At 67.1% G+C, this 25,221-nt stretch carries 21 protein-coding genes and 1 pseudogene; 9 read left to right on the top strand and 13 right to left on the bottom strand.

Annotation, left to right across the window (positions count from 1 at the left end; all coding sequences use genetic code 11):
* Positions 1–532: 532 nt before the first annotated feature.
* The 3 genes from N799_RS15315 to N799_RS16125 are packed head-to-tail and all read right to left on the bottom strand — an operon-like array spanning position 533 to position 5,131.
* Positions 533–2,935, bottom strand: a complete 2,403-nt coding sequence (locus N799_RS15315; RefSeq protein WP_036211113.1) for a hypothetical protein — start codon at positions 2,933–2,935, stop codon at positions 533–535.
* Positions 2,928–4,541: a hypothetical protein gene (locus N799_RS15310; protein ID WP_036211111.1), complete on the bottom strand. Its 1,614-nt coding sequence runs from the start codon at positions 4,539–4,541 to the stop codon at positions 2,928–2,930. The genes N799_RS15315 and N799_RS15310 overlap by 8 nt, the downstream gene beginning before the upstream one ends.
* On the bottom strand, positions 4,538–5,131 hold the full coding sequence (locus N799_RS16125; RefSeq protein ID WP_425476982.1) for a tyrosine-type recombinase/integrase: 594 nt from the start codon (positions 5,129–5,131) through the stop codon (positions 4,538–4,540). The genes N799_RS15310 and N799_RS16125 overlap by 4 nt, the downstream gene beginning before the upstream one ends.
* Before the next feature lie 605 nt (positions 5,132–5,736).
* On the opposite strand from N799_RS16125, the pseudogene N799_RS14735 reads away from it, so the two are divergent.
* The 3 genes and pseudogenes from N799_RS14735 to N799_RS08950 form a co-directional block, all read left to right on the top strand.
* A pseudogene (locus N799_RS14735) lies at positions 5,737–5,898 on the top strand (JAB domain-containing protein); the annotation flags it as partial.
* 76 nt (positions 5,899–5,974) lie between these two features.
* Positions 5,975–7,663: an arginine--tRNA ligase gene (argS, locus tag N799_RS08955; RefSeq protein WP_036211109.1), complete on the top strand. Its 1,689-nt coding sequence runs from the start codon at positions 5,975–5,977 to the stop codon at positions 7,661–7,663.
* Positions 7,664–8,422, top strand: coding sequence for an SPOR domain-containing protein (locus N799_RS08950; RefSeq protein ID WP_036211107.1), 759 nt, complete (start codon positions 7,664–7,666; stop codon positions 8,420–8,422).
* A gap of 3 nt (positions 8,423–8,425) precedes the next feature.
* Here the strand turns inward: N799_RS08950 and N799_RS08945 are convergent, their stop codons facing one another.
* Positions 8,426–9,295: an NAD(P)-dependent oxidoreductase gene (locus N799_RS08945; RefSeq protein WP_036211197.1), complete on the bottom strand. Its 870-nt coding sequence runs from the start codon at positions 9,293–9,295 to the stop codon at positions 8,426–8,428.
* Positions 9,296–9,406: 111 nt separating this feature from the next.
* Positions 9,407–11,296 (bottom strand): arginine decarboxylase, encoded by a 1,890-nt coding sequence (speA, locus tag N799_RS08940; protein ID WP_036211106.1) that lies wholly within the window; start codon positions 11,294–11,296, stop codon positions 9,407–9,409.
* Positions 11,297–11,491: 195 nt separating this feature from the next.
* On the opposite strand from speA, the gene speE reads away from it, so the two are divergent.
* Entirely contained in the window at positions 11,492–12,343 is an 852-nt protein-coding gene (gene speE / locus N799_RS08935) for a polyamine aminopropyltransferase (RefSeq protein WP_036211105.1), read from the top strand.
* A 24-nt stretch (positions 12,344–12,367) separates the two neighbouring features.
* Here the strand turns inward: speE and N799_RS08930 are convergent, their stop codons facing one another.
* Complete coding sequence (locus N799_RS08930; RefSeq protein WP_036211104.1) at positions 12,368–12,706, bottom strand: P-II family nitrogen regulator; 339 nt, start codon at positions 12,704–12,706, stop codon at positions 12,368–12,370.
* 198 nt (positions 12,707–12,904) lie between these two features.
* On the opposite strand from N799_RS08930, the gene ubiK reads away from it, so the two are divergent.
* Positions 12,905–13,204: a ubiquinone biosynthesis accessory factor UbiK gene (gene ubiK, locus N799_RS08925; RefSeq protein ID WP_036211102.1), complete on the top strand. Its 300-nt coding sequence runs from the start codon at positions 12,905–12,907 to the stop codon at positions 13,202–13,204.
* 9 nt (positions 13,205–13,213) lie between these two features.
* Positions 13,214–14,728, top strand: coding sequence for a YifB family Mg chelatase-like AAA ATPase (locus tag N799_RS08920; RefSeq protein WP_036211100.1), 1,515 nt, complete (start codon positions 13,214–13,216; stop codon positions 14,726–14,728).
* 34 nt (positions 14,729–14,762) lie between these two features.
* On the opposite strand, the gene N799_RS08915 is transcribed toward N799_RS08920, so the two are convergent.
* Entirely contained in the window at positions 14,763–15,056 is a 294-nt protein-coding gene (locus N799_RS08915; protein WP_036211098.1) for a hypothetical protein, read from the bottom strand.
* 18 nt (positions 15,057–15,074) lie between these two features.
* Here N799_RS08915 and N799_RS14420 point away from each other — a divergent pair, with 18 nt between their 5' ends.
* Together N799_RS14420 and N799_RS14730 are read left to right on the top strand one after the other, a co-directional pair.
* Positions 15,075–16,430: a putative peptide maturation dehydrogenase gene (locus N799_RS14420; RefSeq protein ID WP_081974867.1), complete on the top strand. Its 1,356-nt coding sequence runs from the start codon at positions 15,075–15,077 to the stop codon at positions 16,428–16,430.
* Between the two features lie 51 nt (positions 16,431–16,481).
* On the top strand, positions 16,482–16,718 hold the full coding sequence (locus tag N799_RS14730) for an NHLP-related RiPP peptide (protein ID WP_081974865.1): 237 nt from the start codon (positions 16,482–16,484) through the stop codon (positions 16,716–16,718).
* Here N799_RS14730 and N799_RS08905 read toward each other — a convergent pair.
* The 5 genes from N799_RS08905 to aceB form a co-directional block, all read right to left on the bottom strand.
* Positions 16,715–19,198, bottom strand: a complete 2,484-nt coding sequence (locus tag N799_RS08905; RefSeq protein WP_052101399.1) for a putative peptide modification system cyclase — start codon at positions 19,196–19,198, stop codon at positions 16,715–16,717. The genes N799_RS14730 and N799_RS08905 overlap by 4 nt on opposite strands.
* 13 nt (positions 19,199–19,211) lie before the next feature.
* The gene (locus N799_RS08900) at positions 19,212–20,180 is read right to left on the bottom strand and encodes a GGDEF domain-containing protein (protein ID WP_338038902.1); all 969 of its coding nucleotides are present in this window, start codon (positions 20,178–20,180) and stop codon (positions 19,212–19,214) included.
* 186 nt (positions 20,181–20,366) lie between these two features.
* Positions 20,367–20,579, bottom strand: a complete 213-nt coding sequence (locus N799_RS08895; protein ID WP_036211092.1) for a hypervirulence associated TUDOR domain-containing protein — start codon at positions 20,577–20,579, stop codon at positions 20,367–20,369.
* Between the two features lie 113 nt (positions 20,580–20,692).
* On the bottom strand, positions 20,693–21,988 hold the full coding sequence (aceA, locus tag N799_RS08890) for an isocitrate lyase (RefSeq protein ID WP_036211089.1): 1,296 nt from the start codon (positions 21,986–21,988) through the stop codon (positions 20,693–20,695).
* A gap of 306 nt (positions 21,989–22,294) precedes the next feature.
* The gene (aceB, locus tag N799_RS08885) at positions 22,295–23,953 is read right to left on the bottom strand and encodes a malate synthase A (protein WP_036211085.1); all 1,659 of its coding nucleotides are present in this window, start codon (positions 23,951–23,953) and stop codon (positions 22,295–22,297) included.
* 131 nt (positions 23,954–24,084) lie between these two features.
* On the opposite strand from aceB, the gene N799_RS08880 reads away from it, so the two are divergent.
* Positions 24,085–25,026 carry a LysR family transcriptional regulator gene (locus N799_RS08880; protein ID WP_036211082.1) on the top strand — a complete coding sequence of 314 codons (942 nt, stop codon included), beginning with the start codon at positions 24,085–24,087 and terminating at the stop codon, positions 25,024–25,026.
* Positions 25,027–25,034: 8 nt separating this feature from the next.
* On the opposite strand, the gene N799_RS15650 is transcribed toward N799_RS08880, so the two are convergent.
* Positions 25,035–25,221 (bottom strand): hypothetical protein (locus N799_RS15650; protein WP_036211079.1); only part of this gene is annotated, 187 nt, incomplete at its 5' end.

The following is a 25,221-nucleotide window of genomic DNA, read 5'->3' as shown; positions in this document are numbered from 1 at the left end:
GTTGTTTGGTTCAATAATCGCTTCGGGCCAGGCAGCGTAATGGCCCGCCGGCTACCGAAAGCGATCACGGCGAAGCAGCACAGGTTTCTTCTGCTCAATGCTGCTTATGGACGTTAGCCGCCCCTCCCCAGCACCCATTTCCGATCAATACGTGCAGCTACTTCACGTGTCATCCCACTAGCGTCTAGTCAATGCGTCTTTTTGCAATTCTCCGATTACGGCTCGTGGCTCTACTTCACTAAAAATGGCTACTGGATCCACGCCTCGATGGTGCATGGCTTGCCACATTCCGACTGTGGCCGCCAGAAGCTCCTCGTACCGGCGGCGAGCTAGAGCTAGTTGAGCTTCAAGTTTCGCGATACGCCCCTGAGTTCCGCCCCCGCGCTCCCTCGATGGAAGAGCGTCGCGGATTCGCTCCAAAAGCTCCTTGTCGCGCCAGATTGTCTGACGCGAAACGCCCACGGCCGAGGCAAACTCCGCGACTGTCTCGATTTTTGTCGGAACGCCAGCCGCAAACTCAACCAGCAGCAAGTCAGCTCTCTGTCGCCATTTCATGACTTTTCTCCGCCTTAGGGGGCGCCATCACGTCAAGCGCTGCCTCGCAACTGCGAACCATCTCACGCATCATCGCGACATGTTGGTCCAGAGGTTCCGCTGACTCAATCTCATCCTGAAGCAAGCTACTCAAGTCAGCCAGCTTCGGCTCAACGGCGTTCAACATGCGCAAGTAATTGTCTCGAAGATTGAGCACTTGTAAGCGCGCGCCCTCGTCGTTGACGTCAAGGTGAAACGAACTGCACGCACTGTCAGTACCAAAGCCCTTGAGACACATGAGACCGCGATCGCAAGGGCTAATGTACAGTTCCCGCGAGCACGCACCCCATGGAGTGAAGTGCAGCACGCGCAGCTTCTCAGCGATCAGATCTTCAATGGTCGCATCCGTTAGCCCTTCCTGACGCCAGTATTCGACCTTTCGACCGAGAAAGTCTGGTGGCGGTACTGTAGCCAAGTATCGATCGCGAACGAAGTCTGCCCTTTCCCTCGCAGTTCTGTAGTCGTAGTGCCTGGATTGGCGTGGAGATCGGCCCATCCATACATCTACAGCTGTCTCATTCGGCCCGCTTCGAAGTAGCGCTGTCGTTACCCAGCGGCGAATTGCGTGCGGGGAAAAGCTGAAAATCTCGCCAGTCGAGTCTCTAATATCCAGTCTTTCAAACACTGAGGGCTTCCCCGCCGAGCTCGATAAATAGTTGTAGATTTCAGCGCGCAATAACGGCTTCGGAATAAGGCCTTTGCATGCACCGTTATGAAACTGGTTCTCCCACACTACGATCAAATGATCGCTTAGACGGGCCGCCACGCCAGACCGCGGCGATTGGCTAATGAACCCCAACTCAGAGCCCTCGTCGTACATATTTTCCTTAAAGTGCACGGAGAGGTACTTTCTGTATCGAGTATCTAGCAATCGCTCAAGAGCAGCGATGTCAACAACTATTCCGTTGTTACCACCACGCCGTGCCAACGCCAGCGCGCGTAATGCCGGCCATTTTTTTCGAAATTTTTCCGCCTTCTTGGCGTCTGGCTTTGCGGATGGCTCGAATTGTCGACTCGCCGACAGTTCCGCCAGCAATGAGCGAAGGCCGTCGAGGAACGACGACGGCTTCTCGAGACTTGGCCGCGGCACCTGCGCGTACATTGCCACCTCCCCGACTAGTAGGCTCCAGCCCCCGCGCTTCTTCGTGAGCCTCCCGAACTCAGACCAGTCCCAGCGCTCGAAACGCTTGTCTAGCCAAAGGACAGCTCCTGCTCGTGCCGGCGCCGGCAAGCGAACTGTGGCGGCATGGTATCTGCCGCCTGCGCAGAACTCCTTGTAGGAGACGTCAAACGCGGCGGTCAGTTCGCCAAGCAGAAAGTGTGCGTCCCTATCTAGCCCAACTGCCTCTAGTTGCATCTCAAATTTCTTGGCACAAGGGCGCGATCGGCGCGCGGCAAGTAGCCTTTCACGCAGAAATGCGAAACCATCCGTCTCAATTTGCTTTGCCCGAGCACGGGCGCCTTGGCAAGCCTCGATAAGGTATGCGTTTGCTTGCATAAGGGCTTCAACCCAGACGTCTGGTACGGCGCGTGCCCCTGCCAATGCGGTCTTCTCAGTGGCAACTTTGACGAAATAAGCATCCACATCTTTGTCAAATTGCATGGCGTCGATCGGAAGCGTGGTGACTTCGCCGACTCTCAGACCAAGTGCCATATTGAACGCAAGAGATTCAAGCCGAATTCGATCGTACCCTGGAATACGTTCATCGTCGGGCCGGGTCAGGAAATGCGCCCTTACTGTCGCTAGTCCAATGTGTAGCTCTTCTCGGTAATTTTTACGTCGGCGCTCTTTAAATTCGCCGGACGTTTGCTCGAGTGCAGAGCGAATGGGGTTGGGGACGCAGTGCTTCCAGCGAATATGTCGCGGCAAGAACTGCTGAGATCTCCCCCTGTTGGAAACGTGCAGCTGGTGTAGAAACTCAACAACCCTCGTGAGATCGTTAGCCCGGTGATATACAGTTGACTTTGCGTGCCCATCCTTCCACGACGCAACGAGGCTATTAAGCACGGCCGCGTTTAGCTGCTGCCAAGCTATACCCTTTAGTACGATCCACTTACACAACAGCTTGAATACACGCACCCGACCAATAAGCGCTTCATGGCCCAATTTGGCCCGAATCGTCGATAATGCGAAGCATCTGATAAGGGTGTGGGACGAATCCCCAATGTCGTCAGAAGGCTTCACGGACAGGGATACCCGTTTACCCTGGTAGATCCAATGATCGGCATCAAACGAGCCTATAATGATACCGGCCTGCAGCAACTGCATGTGAAGCTGCACGGCAAGCTCGTAGTGATGATCCAGTACACCCTTTGTTGTGTCGCGCTGGGGATTAGGCATTCGTAAGGCCTGTCTCAATCGCCTTGATCAATCCGCTCGCACTAACTAGAGCAGCGTCTAGTTGTCTCTTAACAGGTCCGCTACTATGTGTCGTAACTAGCTGGGTAAGCAGCTCAATGGCTTTCTGTGCACCCCGATGATCGCCATCAACGGACGGTTGGAAGCTGGGGCAGGTGTAGCAGGTAACGGTCGGATGGTACGGACATGGCGATTGGCGCGCGCAACTTCCAATTCGTCCAATAGGAACCCCGGCGATATCCGCAGGACGCTCTCCGCTTCGAAATCGACCTGACCACATATTTGCCGCATCAGTAATTTCCCGGGTTCTGTTGTGTAGCTGGTTGACGTAGTCGTGCAAGTCTTTGGAGTACGAAAAATAGTGACTGACAGAGTCGACCCCTTGGTGGTCCAGCGCTTCTGCTACTTCGTCGGGCGAACAGCCGGAAATGACCATACTGGCAGCTTTCGTCCTGCGAAGACGATAAGCAGTCAGAATCATGAGCTGGCCTTCTTCGGAAGGCAGTCCTACTCGGGCGGGAATGGAGAGGGCGAGTGAGAAGTCGCGATACTCGTTCGTGATGGCTTGCGCATCCACGTGAAAGAGGTAGGTTGTAATCGACGGATTTGCAAGGAAATGGGTAGCTCGCCTCGGCGCGCGCCGCGCAGGGAACATAGGACACAACTGGGAACTCGCAGTCGATCGAGACCCCTCAAGAAGTTGTTCCAGCTCATCAACCAGGGTCTTGAGCTGCTCCTTCGCATCTGATACTTGCGCCTCCAGTGCGGCAGCGGTGTCATCGGCAATATGTCGCTTGACGAGGTTATGTGGCTCACGACGTAAACGAGATCGCCTGATACCTTTAACGCTTGGAACCATTACGAAAGGTCCAAGTTCGTCAGTCCCAAAATCCTGGACTTTGAGAAGCGCAAGTTGAATTGGTCGCAGACCCCAGTCACGCCCAAGCAAGAACATAGCGCGCCATCGAGTCCACTCTTTTTTGGAAGTTTCGAGGCGGCGCTGCACATCGGCAACTTCGGCAGAGGTTAGCGGCCCGTAACTGGGGTCCCTGAGGGTAACCAGCTCTCTGCCACTTCTCATTTTCAAACCCACTCGCTCGAGATCTACCAAGCGCCGCTCGCTGAAATGTGGCAGCTCTTCCTCGAGGCACCAGCGGTAGAACAGACGCGCCCCGGAGGGCACGGCCGGCTGACCTGCCAAGGCACCGGACTGTGCGACAGACTCCAGCCAAGTAGCCAGCTGGGGTTCTAGGTTGTCTAGATCTTCATCCCAAGAGAATGAGTAGATCCGTTGTGCGATTTCTTTTGCGGGACGCAAGTCGATGCGTAGCTGCACGCGCTCGATCAGCCAAGTTCGGACGATCCATTCAATAAATGGTGTCGAATGGAAAGGCTTGTTCCATCGCATTGACCACTCTCTCGACCCGACGTGTTCGAATCTAATCTTATCGACCCAGGCTTTTCCAGAGTGTTTGATGGCTACTGATTGGCCGAAAACGGAAGCGATTTCGTTCGGGAACGGATCGATCTCTGCGTCCAGAACAACGCTTGCTGCATCCGTAAGCTCGTCGGGTGACCAGAGTTTCATGAGCCGTTCGCTCGGATCAATTTCGCTACGCGTTCCGAAATCGCTGCCCGAGTGTAGTGCTGAACCATTGGGCTACCAGGTGACCAACCCCCTAGGTAGGTGAGACACTCAGCCAGTTCGTCATGGGTGGCACCGTTAGACGTGATTGTCCGGCGTGCAGCAGTGGCCCCCGCGTGGCGGAGCGCGTGCGGATGCAACCGCTTCCCTAACCGCTGAATTTCCGGAAGATTTGCGGCTTTTCTAAGAATCTGATTGAAAGCTCCGCTACTTAAGCGTCTGCCGTCGCGGTCACTTAGGAACAGAGATGTTGAAGGGCGTCCATTTTTTAGGAGCAACGGTCGAAATTCGTAGACATAGCATCTAAGCAGCTCCGCCAGATTCGCCGATATCGGAACTTGCCTACCCTTCGTTTTCAGGGCCGCGCCATCTCGTCTGCGCCGGGACATGGCCAGTGTAGGCATTTTGATTAGTACGGATGGGCTCGCGCCGAGGTCCAAGTCCATCAGCTCGAGCAGCACTGCTTCCGATCTGCGCGCCAGCACTGCGATTGTCACATGGAACAAGCAGTAATTGCGTACTTTGATCGCCATCGCCTTGAACGGATTTAGGTCGGAAGTCGGATGAAGCACTGCTTCAATTATTTGAAGCTCTTCGGAATTGAGTATTTCCGAGCTGCGGGGATTCCGCGTCAAACTGGCGCTTATGCGAGTTAGCTTTGAAAGCTTACTAATTGTAGAATCAACATTTCTGTTCAGTTGGCCCTGCTCTATGAGAGATAGATTATCGACCTCTGCGCGATATTCGGAAGCGAATCTGATATAGTTTGTTATGGATGCAATACGACGCTCTACTGTACTTTTGCTACATGGCTGGTTTTCATTACTCTTGCACAGATGATTGGCAAGCGAAGAAAGCTCAGTGCGAGTAAATCGCAGACGAAATGTTATTTTTTCTTCTAGCGCGATATTTTTAGCGATGGCCCAACGGCAGACTTGAAGCACGTCATTTAAGTATGAAGTAGCGGTATTCGGCCTGCACGTGGCGAATAGGTCGCACATCCATAGATTAGGTAGTACAAGTGGCACTCCATCTTGCGCCACGCACTTGCGCGAGGAGCCATCGGGGAAACGCACGGAGATCAGCGAGAGGTGCCGCATGGCGTGCTCCTGCAACATAGACCCGTATACTACATAACGGCCACAACCACCCCAGCGGGAACCGCGAGCCGTCGGCCGCCGACCGCGCGGTGACGGCCCGCCTGAAACAGGCGCTGGCGCTGGTGGACCTGCGGTTGCTCGACCATTTCGTGATCGCCGACGGGCCGCCGGTCTCGCTGGCGGCGCGCGGGTGGGTTTGAGTCGCGGCCGCAGCCGGCAGCCGCCCCCGCGGCCGGGTAAAATGCCCGGTTCCGCCGAATCACCCGCAGGACTCCCGTGAAAGCCTCCATCCGCGCGCTGGTCGCGCAGGCCATTGATGCGCTGCGCGCCAACGGCACCGTCCCCGCCGACCTCGAACTGCCCGACTTCGTCATCGAGCGGCCGAAGACCCGCGCGCAGGGCGACTTCTCGACCAACGCCGCGATGCTGCTGGCCAAGCCGGCGCGCTCCAACCCGCGTGCGATCGCGCAGGCCATCGTCGACGCCCTGCCCGGCAACGACGACATCGCGAAAGTCGAGATCGCCGGCCCCGGCTTCATCAACTTCCACGTCGCCGAAGCGGCCTGGCGGCGCCAGCTCGGCGAGGTGTTCGCGCGTGGCGAGGCCTACGGGCGCAACGACGCGGGCAAGGGCCACCGCGCCGGGGTCGAGTACGTCTCGGCCAACCCGACCGGCCCGCTGCACGTCGGCCACGGCCGCGCGGCGGTGATCGGCGACTGCATCGCCCGGGTGCTCGGCGCCAACGGCTGGGACGTCGCGCGCGAGTTCTACTACAACGACGCCGGCGCGCAGATCAACAACCTCGCCATCTCGGTGCAGGCGCGCGCGCAGGGCCGCACGCCCGACGACGCCGGCTGGCCCGAGGACGGCTACCGCGGCGACTACATCAAGGACGTCGCCCGCGCCTACCTCGACGGCGCCAGCGTCGAGATCGAGGGCCACACCGTCACCGGTGCCGGCGACGCCGACGACCTCGACGCCATCCGCCGCTTCGCCGTCGCCTGGCTGCGACGCGAGCAGAACGCCGACCTGGAGGCGTTCGGGGTCGGCTTCGACGTCTACTTCCTCGAGTCCTCGCTGTACGCCGACGGCAAGGTCGAGGAGACCGTGCGCGAGCTCATCGCCCACGGCCACACCTACGAGGAAGGCGGTGCGCTGTGGCTGCGCAGCACCGATTTCGGTGACGACAAGGACCGCGTCATGCGCAAGTCCGACGGCACCTACACCTACTTCGTGCCCGACGTCGCCTATCACCTGTCCAAGTGGCAGCGCGGCTACGAGCGCGCGATCACCGAGCTGGGCGCCGACCACCACGGCAGCCTCGCCCGCGTGCGCGCCGGGCTGCAGGCGCTCGACGCCGGGATCCCGCAGGGCTGGCCGGAATACGTGCTGCACCAGATGGTGACGGTGATGCGCGGCGGCGAGGAGGTGAAACTGTCCAAGCGTGCCGGCAGCTACCTGACCCTGCGCGACCTGATCGACGAGGCCGGCCGCGACGCCACCCGCTGGTTCCTGATCGCGCGCAAGCCCGACTCGCAGCTGACCTTCGACATCGACCTGGCGCGCAGCCAGTCGCTCGACAATCCGGTCTACTACGTGCAGGTCAGCCACGCGCGCATGTGCGGGCTGATGCGGCAACTGGCCGAGCGCGGGCTGGGCTTCGACCGCGACCACGGCCTGGCCCAGCCGCTCGACCTCGACGACGGCGCCGCGCACGAGCTGGTCACCGCGGTCCTGCGCTACCCCGACGTGGTCGAGGCGGCCGGGCGCGACCTGGAGCCGCACCAGCTGGCGGCCTACCTGCTCGAACTGGCACAGACCTTCCAGACGTACTACAACGACCACCAGTTCCTGGTCGACGACGACGCCACCCGCCACGCCCGGCTGGTGCTGGCGATGGCGACGCGCCAGGTGCTGGCGAACGGTCTCGAACTGCTGGGCGTGAGCGCCCCCGAGGTGATGTAAGTGGCAGCACGACGCGGCAAATCCCAGGCACGGCGCAACGGCGGCAGCGGCGGCCTGCCCGGCTGGGCGTGGATGGTGCTGGGCATCATCCTGACGATCATCGTGGTGCTGTTCGCGCCGAAGCTGCTGAAATCCGACGGCGACGGCTTCTTCCGGCCGCAGCCCAACCCGGACGCGCGGCCGGCGCCGGTGTCGGGCAGCGACGGCGACCTCGACGGCATCGCCGGCGAGGTCGCGCCCGCACGCGAGGATGAAGGCCCCGACTACGACTTCTACACCCTGCTGCCGGGCAAGGAAGTGCCGATCAGCGACGCCGAACTGGCCGCCACCGAGCGCGCCGAGGCCGAGCGGCTGGAAGCGCGCCGGCGCGCCGAAGAGCAGGCCGCCGCCGAAGCAGCCGCGCGCACACTGCCGCAGCCGGTGGTGGTCGAACCGGCGGCGACGCCGGCACCCCGCGCACCGGACGCCAACGCCACGCCATCCCGGCCGGTCACCGGCACGGCCACCGCCGCCGGCGCGGGCGACGGCCGCCGCTACCTGCTGCAGGCGGGCGCGTTCCAGGCGTCCGGACAGGCCGAGCAGCTCAAGGCCCGGATCGCCCTGCTCGGGCTCGGTGCGCGCGTGGAGTCGGCCCAGATCGACGGCAAGACCATCTACCGCGTGCGGATGGGGCCCTACGGCACCGCCAGCGACCTCGCCGACGCCAAGCGCACGCTCGAGCGCGGCGGCCTGCCGGCGATGGCCATCGAGGTCAAGTGACGCTCACCCCGCCGGCGTGGCGGGGGGCCGCTTGAGGGCGATCAGCGCCGACGTGTCGGCATCGCCGCGGCCGCGCTCGACCAGCTCGGCGTAGTCGGCCAGCGCCTGCTCCAGCACCGGCGCGCGCACCCCGGCATCGCGCGCGACTGCCTGCACGATGCGCAGGTCCTTGAGCATGTGCGCGCTCTTGAACCCCGGCGTGAACTCGTCGCGCAGCATCGTCGCGCCGCGCTTGTCGAGGAACCAGTTGCCGGCGGCGCCGGCCATCAGCGTCGGCAGCAGCGTCGCCGGGTCGAGGCCGAGCTTCTCGCCCAGCGCCAGCCCCTCGCAGACCGCCTCGTTGATGCCGGCCACCAGCACCTGGTTGACCGCCTTGGTCGCCTGCCCGCTGCCGGTCGCGCCCATGTGGCTGATCCGCGCGGCGTAGGCCTCCAGCACCGGGCGCAGCTTCTGCAGCGCGTCCGCCTCACCGCCGGCCATCACCGACAGCTTGCCGTTGCGCGCGCCTTCCACGCCGCCCGACACCGGCGCGTCGACGAAGCCGATGCCGTGGGTGGCCAGCGTCGCCGCGGCGCGCCGGGCGGTCTGCACCGACACCGTCGAGTGGTCGACCACCACCGAGCCGGCCCGCAGCACCTGCGCCAGCGCGTTGACGTTCTCCAGCACGTCGGCGTCGATCGACACGCACAGCGCGACCACGTCGCAGTCGGCGAAGTTGTCGGCCGATCGCGCCGCGCGGACCTTCAGTTCGGCCGCCAGCGCATCGGCCTTGGCCTGGGTGCGGTTGCCGACCACGGTCAGCAGGCCGCGCGCGTGGAGGTGTTGCGCCATCGGCGCGCCCATCGCGCCCAGGCCAATGAATCCGACTTTCACGAACTTCTCCTTCAGCCGCGCCTGGCGGCAGGGTGCCGGCAACGGCCGGCATCGAATGCAAACGCATGGAACGGCCGGGAACGGCGGCCGTCGGACCGGAACCCGCCGCCGTCAGTCCAGCGGCGCGTCGTCGAGGTAGGTGTAGCCGGTCAGGCCGGCCTCGAGCGCCGCGTTCAGGCGGGCGGCCTCGTCGTCGGGCAGGCCGGCGGCGGCGACCTTCGCCCGGTACGCCGTGCGCAGGTCGTCGACCCGGTAGCCGACGTAGTCGAGCATCACGTCGGCGGTGTCGCCGCGGCGCTGCTGGACCAGCCGGTAGCCGTCGCCGTCGACCTTCACCTCGACCGCGTCGGTGTCGCCGAACAGGTTGTGGATGTCGCCGAGGATCTCCTGGTAGGCGCCGACCATGAAGAAGCCCAGCCGGTAGCTCTCGCCCGGCCGCAGCGCATGCACCGGCATCGAGGTGTTGAGGCCCTCGGCCTCGACGTAGGTGTCGATCCGGCCGTCGGAGTCGCAGGTCAGGTCGGCGATCACCCCGCGCCGCTGCGGCGCCTCGTCGAGCCGCTCGATCGGCACGATCGGGAACACCTGCTGGATCGCCCAGACGTCGGGCATCGACTCGAACACGCTGAAGTTGACGAAGTACTTGTCGACCAGCCGCTGCTTGAGCTCGTCCAGCACGCTCTGGTGGCTCTTCTCGCCCGGGCTGAGGCGCTCGCGCACGCCGTGGGCGATCAGGTAGAACAGGTCGTCGATACGGGCGCGGTGGACCAGGTCGACCTGGCCGAGCGCGTAGGCGGCGAGGCCCTCGTTGTGGAAGTGCACGGCCTCGTGGAACAGCTCCACCGCCGGGCGCTCGTCGAGCTCGGCGTGGATGTCGCGCAGGTGGCGGATCACCGCCGGCTCGTCATCGTGCGCGTCGGGCACGCGGCCTTCGGGCGCGCGCTCGACCTCCGACACGTTGGCCACCAGCACCGCGTGGTGCGCGGTCATCGCGCGGCCGCACTCGGTGATGATCCGCGGCGGCGCCAGCTCGTTGGCGGCACAGGCCTCGGCCAGCGCCTGGACGATGGTCGAGGCGTACTGCTTCACGCCGTAGTTGATCGAGTAGTAGCTGCGCGAACGGGTGCCCTCGTAGTCCACGCCGAGGCCGCCGCCGACGTCCATGAAGCGCACGTTGGCGCCAAGCCTGGACAGCTCGACGAAGTAGCGCACCGCCTCGCGCATGCCGCTGGCGATGTCGCGCACGTTGGAGATCTGGCTGCCCATGTGGAAGTGCAGCAGCTCCAGGCAGTCGCCCATGCCGGCGTCGCGCAGGCGCTTCCAGACGTCGAGCACCTGCCGCGGCGACAGCCCGAACTTGGCCTTGTCGCCGCCGCTGTTCTGCCACTTGCCGGCGCCGAGCGAGGCCAGCCGCATGCGCACGCCGAGGCCGGGCCGGACGCCCAGCGCCTGCGCCTCCTCCATCACCAGCGCCAGCTCGGACGGCTTCTCGATCACGATGAAGGTCTGAAGGCCGAGCTTGCGGCCGATCAGCGCCAGCCGGATGTACTCGCGATCCTTGTAGCCGTTGCAGACGATCACGCCGCCGGGCCGGCTCAGCGCCAGCACCGCCATCAGCTCGGGCTTGCTGCCGGCTTCCAGCCCGAAGCCCTCGCCGGCGTGCGAGGCCAGCGTGCCGGCCACGCCCTGGTGCTGATTGACCTTGATCGGATAGACCGCGGTGTAGCCGCCCGGGTAGCCGGCCTCGTCCATCGCCTCGGCGAACGCCGCCTGCAGCTTGCCGAGCCGGTTGCCGAGGATGTCCGGGAAGCGCACCAGCAGCGGCAGCTTGGCGCCGCGCGCGCGGGCCTCGTCGACCACCTCCGGCAGCGCGATCGACGGCCCGTGCGCGCCGAGCGGGCGCACCACGACCCGGCCGCCGCCGTCGACGTCGTAGTACCCCTCGCTCCAGTACGGGATCGAGTAGGTCTTGCGGGCCTGATCAATCGACCAGTCGGACATCGGCGGGCTACCGGAACGTGCGGGACGCGCATTCTATCGCCCCGCGCGGGCCGGGGCCGTCACGGAGCGGTCGGGCGCACCGACGCGGATCACGGTGCGTTGCCGGGCGTTGGTTACAATTCGCGCCCCTTCCCACCCGTCACGGCACCGGCATCCACCGAGCCGGGCGTGGCCGCCAACACAGGACCCACCGGAATGAACGCTGCGACGTCGTGGCACTACGAGAACTTCGACCCGTCCGGCTCGGCGATCGGCTACCGGATCACCGGCAAGCTCGACGAGGTGCAGTCGCCGTTCCAGAAGATCGAGATCTACGGCAGCACCGACTGGGGCAACCTGATGCTGATCGACGGCGCGATGATGCTGACCGCGCGCGACAACTTCCTGTACCACGAGATGATGTCGCACCCGGCGCTGTTCACCCACGCCGCGCCGAAGAACGTCGTCATCATCGGCGGCGGCGACTGCGGCACCCTGCGCGAGGTGCTGCGCCACCCCGGGGTGGAGCGCGCGGTGCAGTGCGACATCGACGAACAGGTCACCCGCATGGCCGAGAAGTGGTTCCCGGAACTGTGCGAGTCCAATGGCGACCCGCGCGCGCAGCTGCTGTTCGACGACGGCATCGCCTACATGGCCAACCGCGAGCCCGGCAGCCTCGACATCGTCATCGTCGACTCGACCGACCCGGTCGGCCCGGCAGAGGGGCTGTTCAACAAGGCGTTCTACGAGAGCTGCTTCCGCGCGCTGAAGGACGACGGCATCCTCGTGCAGCAGTCCGAGTCGCCGCTGGTGCTGCTCGAACTCATCAAGGAGATGCGCGGCGAGATGGGCAAGGCCGGCTTCACCGCGTTCCAGACCCTGCCGTTCCCGCAGCCGTGCTACCCGACCGGGTGGTGGTCGTGCACGCTGGCGCGCAAGTCCGGAGGCTTCGACTTCCGCGAGACCGACGCGCGGGCAAAGGCGTTCGACACGAAGTACTACAGCGCCGACATCCACAAGGGCGCGCAGGCGCTGCCGCCGTTCGTCGCCGCGGCGCTGGGCGGGTAACGGACCCGGGCGGGCGCCGCGCGGCTACAGCGCGTCGGCGTCCAGCTCGCCGGTGCGGATGCGCACCACCCGGTCGAGGTCGGACACGAAGATCTTGCCGTCGCCGATCTTGCCGGTGCCGGCCGCCTTCATGATCGCCTCGACCACCGCGTCGACCTGGTCGTCGGTCACCGCGACCTCCAGCTTGATCTTGGGCAGGAAGTCGACCACGTACTCGGCGCCGCGGTACAGCTCGGTGTGGCCCTTCTGGCGGCCGAAGCCCTTGACCTCGGTGGCGGTGATGCCGGCCACGCCGGCCTCGGCCAGCGCCTCGCGGACGTCATCGAGCTTGAACGGCTTGATCACCGCCATGACCATCTTCATCGCACTGCCTCCGGTTCGATGGCGGCAGGATAGCCGAGCGCGACGCCCCGCTGGCGGCGTGCACGCCGGCCCCGGCGCGGATGGTTTACAGTGCCGCCCGCGCGGGTCGGAATTTTCCGACAGCGCGACGCGGACGCCGCCGACGGCGCCGCACCGGCCGGCCGACCATGCTGGCGGCACTGCCGGAGGAGCCATCCCATGATCGACCTCAACCACATCGACGAACTCGCACGCCGCCTCAGCGGCCTGGTCCCGCCGGGCCTGCGCGAGAGCCGCGACGAGCTGCAGCAGAACTTCAAGTCGGTGCTGCAGACCGGCCTGGCCAAGCTCGACCTGGTGACGCGCGAGGAGTTCGAGGTGCAGCGCGCGGTGCTGCTGCGCACGCGCGAGAAGCTCGAACAGCTGCAACAGGCCGTCGCCGAGCTGGAGGCGCAGGTCGAAGGCCGCGCCGCGGCCGCGCCGGCACCGGATACCGACACCCCCCTGCCGCGCCACTGAGGCGCCGCCATGAACCTGGCGCTCGTGCACAGCCGTGCACGGACGGGCGTGCGTGCGCCCGAGGTACGGGTCGAGGTCCATCTCGGCGGCGGACTGCCGACGATGTCGATCGTCGGGCTGCCGGAGGCCGCGGTCCGCGAGGCCAAGGACCGGGTGCGCGCGGCAATGCAGTGCGCGCAGTTCGAGTTCCCGCAACGGCGGATCACGGTCAACCTGGCGCCGGCCGACCTGCCCAAGGGTGGCGGCCGTTTCGACCTGCCGATCGCGCTGGGCATCCTCGCCGCCAGCGGGCAGGTGCCGCTGGAGGCGCTCGGCGAGTACGAGTTCCTCGGCGAACTGGGCCTGACCGGCGAGCTGCGGATGGTCGACGGCGTACTGCCGGCGGCGCTGGCCGCGGCCGACGCCGGGCGCAAGCTGATCGTGCCCGCCGGCAACGGCGCCGAAGCCGCGCTGGCGAGCCGGGTCGAGGCCTACACCGCGCGCACGCTGCTGGAGGTCTGCGCGATGCTGACCACGCGCAAGGCGCTGCCGGCCGCCACCGCGCCAGCCAGTGTCGCCGTGCCCGGCGCCGACCTGCGCGACGTGCGCGGCCAGGCGCATGCCCGCCGCGCGCTGGAAGTTGCTGCGGCCGGAGGCCACCACCTGTTGCTGATCGGCCCGCCGGGGTGCGGCAAGAGCCTGCTGGCCTCGCGCCTGCCGGGCCTGCTGCCGGAGGCCAGCGAGGAGGAAGCGCTGGAGTCGGCTGCGATCGCCTCGATCAGCGGTCGCGGGCTCGACCCGTCGGCGTGGCGCTCGCGCCCGTTCCGCGCGCCGCACCACACCGCCAGCGCGGTCGCCCTGGTCGGCGGCGGCGCCGAGCCGCGGCCGGGCGAGATCTCGCTGGCCCACAACGGCGTGCTGTTCCTGGACGAGCTGCCCGAGTGGGAGCGTCGCGCGCTGGAGGTGCTGCGCGAACCGCTGGAGTCCGGCGTGGTCACCGTCTCGCGCGCGGCCCGCAGCGCCGAGTTCCCGGCCCGCTTCCAGCTGGTCGCCGCGATGAACCCCTGCCCCTGCGGCTGGGCCGGCGACCCCAGCGCGCGCTGCACCTGCAGCCCGGACGTGGTCCGGCGCTACCGCGGCCGCGTTTCCGGGCCGCTGATGGACCGCATCGACCTGCACGTCGAGGTGCCGCGGCTGCCCCCGGTCGAGCTGCGCCCCGACGCGCCCGAAGGCGAACCGAGCGCGGATGTACGCCGCCGCGTGCTGCACGCCCGCATGCTGCAGCAGACCCGCGCCGGCAAGCCCAACGCGCAGCTCGGCCAGGCCGAGACCAGCGCCACCTGCCGCCTGTCCAACACCGACCACGCCCTGCTGGAACGCGCGGTCGAGCAGCTGCAGCTGTCGGCGCGGTCGATGCACCGCATCCTGCGCGTCGCCCGCACCGTCGCCGACCTCGCCGACAGCCCGCACATCCGCACGCCCCACCTCACCGAGGCGATCGGCTACCGGCGGATGGACCGCGCGGCTATCGCCCAGCCGGCCTGACCCGGCCCGGCCGCGGCCGGGTCCGAAAAATGGCTCAGCGGTTGCAGCCGGCCCCGCAGATCACCTTGCCGTGCAGCAGGTCCTGCGCCTTTTCCCGCTCCTGCCGCCTTTGCGCCACGGTCTTGCAGATCCGCGTCTTCATGTGGGTGCCCACCCGCTTCTCGTATTCGCACACCATCTTGTCGTCCTCATCGGTGCTGAAGGTGACATCCGTTGTCCTGGCGGCGTCGTCAGCCGGTGCAGCCTCGGAGGGCTCGTTCGCGTGCGCCGCGCACACGGTGAACATCAGACCCGCGAAGGCCAGCGCAATCAGTTTCGAAACTCGCATCGTTTTTCCCCTTGGACCATGTCCCCAGCGCCGGATCATGCATCAATGCCGGGGCGATTTCACCCCGGCCCTGTCGCCAGTCACGCGGGTCTCCTCGAGCCGGTTGCAGGGGGGAAGGCCGTGGCCGCGGGTACGGGCATGGGCGGGCATACTCGCCGTATGCGAATACGACGACGTAACCCCTGCCTGGTCGAGTTCGAGGACGTACTCGTGCCCGATCTATCCGCCCTGCTTCGCGGCCGGGCACGTCTGGATTCGTCGATATCAGCCTCGCTCCTGTGTCCCGTGGCGGGGAGGAAGCTTCCGTTGTCGGCTGACGAAGTGGGCGTTATCGCTTCGCTATCGGCGGACCGCTGGCATCCCGTCGCCGACGTGGCGGAAAGCCGGGCCCTCCCGATCGCGACGATCCACTCGATGGTCGATCGGCAACTGGTGTGCAGCGACGGCGATGACCCCGCGGCGACCCGGTTGCGCGAGGCCGAGGCCCGGCTGGAGTCCATCGGCTGGCACCCTCATGCCGCGGTCTACCATGCACTCAGTGGCTGGCAGGGCGTCAGCGGGGAAGAGGGTTCGCGCTGCCACGCCGCGATCGCCCAGGTGGAACGGCTGCAGAGGCATGCTTCGAGTCATGGCCGGTTGCCCTCCCATTTCCATCGGCGGGACGACGCGCTGGACCGGGTCCGGCTGCCGCCGGAGCCATTCGATGATGATTTCGCCCGGGTGTTGCGCAACCGCCGCACCACCCGCCACTTCCGCAAAGGGGTGCCGCTCCCACTGGCCCATTTCACAAGGTTGCTGCACGGCACCTTCGGTGCCATGGGCACCGAGACCCTCGCACCCGGGATGGTCGCCATAAGGCGCACCAGCCCTTCGGGCGGCGGCCTCCACCCGATAGAAGCCTATCCGCTGGTCATGGATGTCGAAGGCCTGCAGCCCGGGTTCTACCACTACGAACCCGCCACCCACATGCTGGCGCTGCTCGAATCAATCCCCTCGAACCCGGCCAGGGAGCTGGCTGCGACGCTCCTGATCGGCCAGACATACTTCGCCCAGGCCAGTGCGCTTGTATTCCACGTCGCCCGGATCGATCGCCATCACTGGAAATACCGACGGCATCCGAAGGCATACAAGGCGGTCCTGCTTGATTCGGGCCACCTCAGCCAGACGTTCCATCTGCTGGCGGCGGAGCGCGCGCTCGGCGCTTTCTACACCGCTGCAATCAACGATGTCGACGTATCCAGACGGCTGCACCTGGACCCTCTGCGCGAGGCCGTGATCGCAGCAAACGGCGTCGGCGTCATCGATCACCGGCAGAACGAGCTGCACCTCAATCCCGAACCGTATGCCCCGCGCCCGGATGCGCTTGCGTGTTAATCGTTTTCCCCGTAGAACACCGTCTTCACGACGCGAGGAAAGGGGATCCCCATGACCGGTCAGGATAATTCCCGGAAACTGCTGGAGCGGCTGTCAAGCGACGATGACTTTCGCGCAAGGATGGAGTCCGACCCGATTTCCGCCCTCGCCGAATATGGCTTCAAGGTGGACCCGTCCATCGCACCGGGCGCGGTGCAGCTTCCCTCCAAGGAAGAGATCTCGAAGAACGCCGAACTGTTGAGCAGGCAACTGGAAGCGACCAGCGGCTGGATCGTTTTCTGCCGCTAGCGCTCCGGGGGCGGTGGAGGTGAAAGAACCTCCAGCACCGGTGGACGCTCGGGCGACCATTCCCCAAAGGCGCGCGCGCGCCACGACAGGGTTTCGGTCGCGGGTCGATCGTCCTGCCGCGTGGTCCGCGCACGCACCATTTGCGTCAGCAACAGCGCCGGATCCCCGCCGAAGCGTTCGATTCGCCCGCGTGCCGCCTCGGGGTCGCCGAATTCCAGATCCATCTGCGCCCGGACGATCGCCGCCATGTTCGCGAGGACCGGCGCGGGCGCCTGATCGATAACCGGACGGGTCAGCGCCAACGCCTGCCGCGCGGTGTCCTGGTCCCCGGCTCCCGCTGCCACGTAACCGGCATACAACGCCGCGTTGGAGAGGGATTCACGGAGTCGACCCGGGGCTTTCACCAGGCCGAGGGCCGCTGCGTCGACCAGCGCCTGCGCGTGCCGCCGGATCTCCATGGTCGGCCGGGTGTGCCTGTGCACGGCGAGCGCCGCTGCCCGGGCCGCCCACTGGGACGGCGACTCGGGCTCCCCGAACGATGCGACGATGCCATCGGCCATCTGTCCGGCCTCGGCCCACTTGCCTTCTTCGGCAAGAAGGGTCATGCGCAGGATCCTTGCTTCAATCGCAAACTGTGGTGGGCCGTCCACCCCCGCCAACATCGTGCCGGCGCGTTCAAAGTCGCGCCGCGCCGCGGCGACCAGCGCCGGTTCCACGAATGCGTCCGGAAAGCCCGCGGAAGCGGCGGCCGCAAAAGAGCGTTCAGCATCATCGGGACGGCCCAATGCCAGTTCCGAGATCGCGCGGTAGAACAACGCGGCCGGACGCGTGACCGCCAACGTGGCCGATGCCCGGCCCGCGTAGTCGCGCATCTCGGAATACCGGTTCGCGTAGCGCAGGGCGTTGGACGCGTTGAACGCGGCGACGTGGTAGTCCGGGTAGAGGTTGCTCAGCGCCACGGCCCGCTCGACAAATCCGGGCTCCCATCGATACATCAGCCTCTGGGCCTGAAGGTAGAGCTCTTCGCGGTCGGAAAGGCGGCGCGGCTCGGCCAATGCTTCTTCCATGTGCTGCAGCGCCGTGCCCGCATCCATCCGGGCATATGCAACCCGCGCCAGCCCGATGCGTGCCAGGGCGAACCCGGGGTCGAGTTCAAGCGCCTGGTTGAAGTGCTCCTGCGCCTCTCCCAGTTGCTGGCGGGCGTAAGCGCTCTGGGCCAGGGTGAATGCACGTAATGCATCGAGATTCCCCGTTGTCACCTGCGCCAGCGGTTTCGAGTTGGCCTGGATTTCGTCAAGCCCTTCGCCCAGCCGTACCCGCAGCGCCTGGCTCGCCTCATCAAGCGAGGTGATGGCCGAGGAAGCCCCCCGTCCCTGCGCGGATTCCGTATATACGGTCGCCTGCGTATGCGGATCGATGACCTCGATGTTCACCCGCACGGGGCCGGTGGCGTCCGAGATCGTCGGCAGCAATACCGCCCGGATCCCGCCGCGCAGCGCCACCTCGGAAGCAATGTCGCGGTCAACCGCGACCTTTGCCGGGTCATGCCCCATCTGGGCGATCATGCTCATCACCCGTGTGTCCGAAACGACATTCACGTATTGCGATTGTTCCAGGCTGGCGCGTAACGCCGCTTCCAGCGCATCGTCGTAGCGCGTATCACCGGTGAGGTTGTTGAGGTCCGCAACCATCACCCAGTCGCGCTCGTTGAAGGCGATCGCCGGTTGCGGGCGGGTGACGAACCACATGCCGACGGCGATCGCGGCGACCAGCGCGACTTCCGCGGCCAGCGCCATCGGCCGCCGCCACAGCGGCACGTCGCGCCAGGCCTTGGGAGTGCTCGGCGGGGTGCGCAGCGGCGCGATGCCGGCCTCGCCGACCTCGAAGATCTGCTGCGGCTCCGGCACGCCCTTGAAGCGCCAGCGGCCGTGCGGCTTCCACAGCAGGTGCTGGCCGCGCTCGCCGAGTTCGCGCGCGGCGCGGTGGGCCAGCGGCTCGGCCACCGCCGACAGCAGGATCTGGCCGGGCCGGGCCATCGCCATCAGGCGGCCCGCCATCGGCTTGGCCAGGCCCTCGACCTCGACCGGCTTGGCGCCGACGCGCACCGCTTCGTCGCTGTTGCGCCAGGTCAGCACTTCGCCGACGTGGAGGCCGGCGCGGGCCTTCAGCTGGACCCCGTGCGGGTTGCCCAGCTCAAGCAGGCCGCGGTTGTAGTCGAGCGCGAAGCCGAGGCCGTCGATCGGCCGTTCGAACAGCAGCAGCAGGCCGTCGGAGCGGTCGATCAGGCGGCCGCGCCAGTGCTGCTGCAGGCCCAGCACGAGGCGGTCGTGGGCGCGGAACAGTTCGGCCGCGGCGCTGTCGCCGAGACGCTCGACCAGGGCGGTCGAATCGACCAGGTCGGTCAGCAGGATGGTGCGCAGCTGCGGGCCGCTGCGTTCGGCGGCGTCGGAGCGGGCAACGGCGGTCTCGACTGCGTTCATCGACTGCAGGCCCTCAGGCCGGGACGCGGGCGTCGTCCTGCCACTCTACCCGGTTGCCGCCCAGGCGTTTTGCGCGGTACAGGGCGGCGTCGGCGCGGGCGTACCAGTCGTTCCACTCGCGCCCGGGGTCGACCAGGCAGGCGCCGAGGCTGAGGTTGCAGATCAGCGGCGGCACCTGCGGCATCTGCATCAGGCCGTGGGCGGTGCCGACCACGAAGTCGGCGTAGCGCATCACCTCGTCGCGGGTCTCGGCTTTCACCAGCAGGCAGAACTCGTCTCCGCCGAGGCGGCAGGCGAGGTCGCCGGGGCCGGCCACCGAGCGCAGGATGTTGGCGACGCCCTGCAGCACCCGGTCGCCGACAAGGTGGCCGTGCTGGTCGTTGACGTGCTTGAAGCGGTCGCAGTCGACCAGCAGCAGGCCCAGCCCGTACGTGGCGCCGTTGCGCTTGCGCTCCTGCAGGTGCTGGATCAGCCCGCGCCGGTTGTGCAGGCCGGTCAGCTCGTCGGTGCGGATCAGCGCCTCGGTCTGGCTGAGCTGGTGGGCGGTGGAGCGCAGGCTGTCGAGCGCGGTCTGCAGGTCCTGGTTGCGGCGGCGCAGGCGGCGGATCAGGCCCTGCTCGTTGAGCACCACGCGCATGATCGCGCGGCGCAGGAAGAACGACACCACCTCGGGCCTGCGCTCGACCAGGCGCTGGAACTCCTCGTGGCGCAGCTCCAGCAGCTCGCCATCGGCCGCCACGCTGGCGTCGGCGCTGCGGGCATGGTCGCCGATCAGCAGGCCGAGCTCGCCGAAGAACTCGCGCGGGCCGAGCGTCTTGCCGACCAGGTCCTCGCCGAAGTCGAGTTCGACCGCGCCGCTGGCGATGACGTACATGGTGGTGCCCAGGTCGCCGCGGCGGAACAGCGCCTCGCCCGCATGGATCCGGCGCGAGCGCGCGACGGAAGCGAACAGGGCGTACTCGTCGGCGGAGAGTTCGGCCATGTGGGAATCGGCCGCGGCCGCTCTCTGATCGTGGTTTTCACGTTCGCAGGCCGTGCCCGCCCCCGCGCTCTCGTCCTTCATCCCACCGACCCCGGTCGCGGAAATTCAGGATGGTACCGCTCCCGTGGACAACGGCGGTGACCGCCCGGACCGGCCATCCGGCATTGCGGTGCGGCGCGGGCACGCTCAGGACTTCAGCTTGCGCAGCACGCCGCCGCGGTGGGCGGCGACGTGGTCGGTCGTGTCGCTGCGGATCTCGTACTGCGGGTCGTCGACGCTGGCGCGGTGGGTGTGGCCCTTGTAGTCGAAGTCGCGCTCGTGGACCTTGATGATCCGGCCGCGCACGCGACCGGCCTCGGAGTTCCAGCTGACGTGGTCGCCCACCTTGTAACGGGCCATGGCGGCATCCTCGGGACGGGGACACCATCCAAGCGCATCGCGTGTACCGCCGGGGTGATCGCCGGCGCGGCGCGCGTGGCGGGCCGGCGATCGGGGCGCCAGGATTGCGGCCGTCAGGCGGCGGCGCGACGGCCTTCGAACTGCTCCTCCTCGGTCGAGCCCTTCAGCGCGACGGTGGAGGACTGGCCGCCCTGGATGACCTGGGTGACCGCGTCGAAGTAGCCGGTGCCGACCTCGCGCTGGTGCTTGACCGCGGTGAAGCCCTGCCCGGCCGCCCCGAACTCGGCCTGCTGCAGTTCGACGAAGGCGCTCATCTGCCGGCGTGCGTAGCCGTGGGCGAGCTGGAACATCGAGTGGTTGAGCGCGTGGAAGCCGGCCAGGGTGATGAACTGGAACTTGTAGCCCATCGCCGCCAGCTCCTTCTGGAAGCTGGCGATGGTGGCGTCGTCGAGGTTGGCCTTCCAGTTGAAGCTCGGCGAGCAGTTGTAGGCCAGCAGCTTGCCGGGGTATTGGGCGTGGATCGCCTCGGCGAAGCGGCGGGCGAAGTCGAGGTCGGGCTTGCCGGTCTCGCACCAGACGAGGTCGGCGTACGGCGCGTAGGCCAGGCCGCGGCTGATCGCCTGGTCGATGCCCTTGCGGGTCTTGAAGAAGCCCTCGACGGTGCGCTCGCCGGTGGTGAACGCGCGGTCGTTGTCGTCGATGTCACTGGTCAGCAGGTCGGCGGCCTCGGCGTCGGTGCGGGCGACGATCAACGTCGGCACGCCCATGACGTCGGCGGCCAGGCGCGCGGCGACCAGTTTCTCGACCGCCTCGCGGGTCGGCACCAGCACCTTGCCGCCCATGTGGCCGCACTTCTTGGCGGACGCGAGCTGGTCCTCGAAATGCACGCCGGCGGCGCCGGCCTCGATCATGCCCTTCATCAGCTCGAACGCGTTGAGCACGCCGCCGAAGCCGGCCTCGGCGTCGGCGACGATCGGCTGCAGGAAGTCGATGTCGTCCTTGCCTTCCGAATGCTGGATCTGGTCGGCGCGCAGCAGGGTGTTGTTGATGCGGCGCACGACCGCCGGCACCGAGTCGGCCGGGTACAGCGACTGGTCGGGGTACATCTGGCCGCCGAGGTTGGCGTCGGCGGCGACCTGCCAGCCGGACAGGTAGATCGCCTTGAGCCCGGCCTTGACCTGCTGCATCGCCTGGTTGCCGGTGAGGGCGCCGAGCGCGTTGACGAAGGGCTCGGTGTTGAGCGAGTTCCACAGCTTGTCGGCGCCGATGCGGGCGAGGCTGTGCTCGACCGCGACGGTGCCGCGCAGGCGCACGACCTCCTCGGCGGCGTACGGCCGGGTGACGCCGGCCCAGCGCGGGTTGGTGTTCCAGTCGTGGCGGAGCTGGTCGGCGGTTGGCTGCGTGGTCATGGCCTTGGTCCTCGGGTGGGTGGTGGTGCGGCGATCGGGGCGGAATGTTCGGGGGTGGTGTTGGGACGCCGGGACGGGATGGTTCGAGGTGTCGGGTTCCGGGTGTGTAGGAGCGACGTCAGTCGCGACCGCGCAGGGAAGCGGGGCGATGTACAGGTCGCGACTGACGTCGCTCCTACGGCGAAGCGCTGCGGGCTTAGGCGGGTGGGTTCGTTTGGGGAAGGGGCGGCTTCGCTGGTCGGCGTCGGCGGCGTGGCGAGCAATCGGCGGCCACGGGATCACGCCGCCCGCAACCCGCCGCGTCCTTCAATCAAGCCGGCGATAGGCGGGGATCGTCAGGAATTCCGCCAGTTCCTCCGCGTGGCAGAGCCGGTCGAGCATCCCGATCGCCTCGTTGATCCGGCTGCCACCCGGCAGCCGCATGCGGTCGGCGAGCTTGCCGGGCAGTCCGATCAGCGCGCGCTCGAGCAGGGCGAAGTCGATCGGCTCGCCGTCGTCCAGGTACAGCGGGCCGGCGGCGTCGCCGCTGCGGCCGGCGGCGCGGGCGATGGCCGGGTGGTGCAGCCACTGCCACAGCTGCGCGCGGGCGATCTCGGCGGTCGCGGCGTCCTCCATCAACCAGTGGATCGGCACGCAGCCGTTGCCGTCGAGCCAGGCGGCGAGGTAGCGCACGCAGACCTCGACGTTGTTGTCGAAGCCGGCGCGGGTGACGGTGCCGACCGGCGCCTGCAGCAGGTCGGCGCGGCCGACGCAGACGTCCTCGCGGCCGACGTGGTGCTGGTGCGAGGTCGGCATGCGCTCGTCGAACACCCGCCGCGCGACCGGGATCAGCGCCGGGTGCGCGACCCAGGTGCCGTCGTGGCCGGCGCGCACCTCGCGCAGCTTGTCGGCGCGGACCTTCGCCAACGCCGCGTCGTTGGCTTCGGCGTCGCCGCTGATCGGGATCTGCGCGGCCATCCCGCCCATCGCGTGGGCGCCGCGGCGGTGGCAGGTCTGGATCAGCAGGTCCGAATAGGCGCGCAGGAACGGCTGCGCCATCGTCACCTGGCCGCGCTCGGGCAGGACCCGGTCCGGGTGCGCGCGCAGGGTCTTGATGTAGCTGAAGATGTAGTCCCAGCGGCCGCAGTTCAGGCCGGCGACGCGGCCGCGCAGCGCGTGCAGGATCTCGTCCATCTCGAACGCCGCCGGCAGCGTCTCGATCAGCACCGTCACCTTGATCTGCCCGGCCGGCAGCCCGAGCACCTGTTCGAGGTGGCCGAGCACGTCGTCCCACAGCGCGGCCTCCTCCATCGACTCGAGCTTGGGCAGGTAGAGGTACGGCCCGCGGTCGCGCGCGGCCAGCGCGGCGGCGTTGTGGAAGGCGAACACGGCGACGTCGAACAGGCCGGCCGCCAGCGGCGCGTCGTCGACCAGGACATGCTTCTCGTCGAGGTGCCAGCCGCGCGGACGCACCAGCAGCACCGCCTGCTCGTCGGCCGGGCGCAGGGTGTAGTGCTTGGCGCCGTCGGGCGCCATCCAGTCGAGGGTGCCGGCGACGGCCTTGCGCAGCGCGCGCTGGCCCAGCACGAGGTTGGCCCAGGTCGGCGAGGTGCTGTCCTCGAAGTCGGCCATGAAGCAGTTGGCGCCGGAGTTGAGCGCGTTGATCACGGTCTTCGGCTCGACCGGCCCGGTGATCTCGACCCGCCGGTTGCGCAGCGCGTCCGGCAGCGGCGCGACCTGCCAGTCACCGTCGCGGATCGCCCGGGTGTCGTCGCGGAAATCCGGCAGCTCACCGGCGTCGAACCGCGCCTGGCGCTCGCGGCGTGCGGCCAGCCGGGCCTGCCGGCGCGACTCGAACCGGCGGTGCAGGTCGGCCAGCAGGTCCAGCACGGCCGGCGTCAGCAGCTGCGCCTGGCCGTCGGTGGTCGCGGCCAGCACCACGTTTTCGACGGGGTCGTTACCGGGAAGGGTCATCACTGCCGACATGCGGTGGCTCCGTACGGGTTGGGAGCCGACCATGCGCCGCGGTGTGGTATACGACAATCTAGTTTTGGCAATACGAAGTATTTGCCTCTCTTATAAGTAGACGGAAACCACCCGCCCACGGGACTTTCGCGATGGCCACCAGCCCCCGATTCGCCTACAAGGGCGACCGCCTCAAGCCGCTGCGGGCGTTCTGCCAGACCGTCCGGCTCGGCTCGGTGTCGCGCGCAGCGGAGGCGATGTTCCTCAGCCAGCCGGCGGTGACGCTGCAGTTGCAGGCGCTGGAGCGCGAGATGGGCGCGCGGCTGCTCGAACGCAGCGGCCGGCGGCTGGTGATGACCCGCGAGGGCGAGGCGCTGTACGAGCTGGCGCGGCCGCTGGTGGAGGGCTTCGAGGGCCTCGACGCGGCGTTCCGCGAGCGCGTGCGCGGGCTCGACGGCGGCGAGCTGAACGTCGCCGCCGGCAGCTCGACGATCCTCTACCTGCTGCCGCGCATCGTCGAGGCATTCCGCGCGGCGCACCCGGAGGTGCGGCTCAACCTGCACAACGTCACCGGCGCCAGCGGGCTGGAACTGCTGCGTTCGGACGCGGTCGACCTCGCGGTGGGCTCGATGCTCGACGTCCCCGCCGACCTCGACTACGCCCCGCTGGCGCGCTTCGAACCGATGCTGATCACCCCGCCGGACCACCCGCTGGCCCGGCGCAAGGCGCTGGAGCTGCAGGACCTGTCGCCGTACGGACTGATCCTGCCGCCGCAGCGGCTGACCACCTACCGGATGGTCGACCTGGTGTTCCAGCGCCACCGGGTGCCGTACACGGTCGCGCTGGAAGTCGGTGGCTGGGAGGTGATCAAGCAGTACGTGGCGATGGGGCTGGGGATCAGCATCGTCACCGCGATCTGCCTGACCGAGGCCGACCGCGAGCGGCTGGCGGCGCGGTCGGTGGCGGCGTGGTTCCCGGAGCGGTCGTACGGCGTGGTGGTGCGCAAGGGCAAGTACCTGTCACCGCAGGCGCGCGCGTTCACCGCGCTGTTCCGGCCCGGGTTGTTCGCGCGCAGCGGGCATTCCGAACGCTGAGCCGCGGCTCAGGGCCGCCGCACCGGCATGCCGTCGACCCGGCGCCGGACATGCCAGGGCAGGCGTCGCGCCGGCCACAGCAGCACCGCGAAGGCGACCGCCGCCAGCACGCCGGTCGCCAGCATCGCGTAGCGCAGCGGCGCGGCCAGCAGCGCGCGGCCGGCGCCGGCGAGGCGGGAGCCGCGTGGCTCGATC

Origin of the sequence: Lysobacter arseniciresistens ZS79 (genome assembly GCF_000768335.1) — a bacterium.
Lineage (GTDB): Bacteria > Pseudomonadota > Gammaproteobacteria > Xanthomonadales > Xanthomonadaceae > Novilysobacter > Novilysobacter arseniciresistens.
Note: the sequence above shows the minus strand (reverse complement) of the source record. Positions and strands in the feature narration are given on the sequence as shown.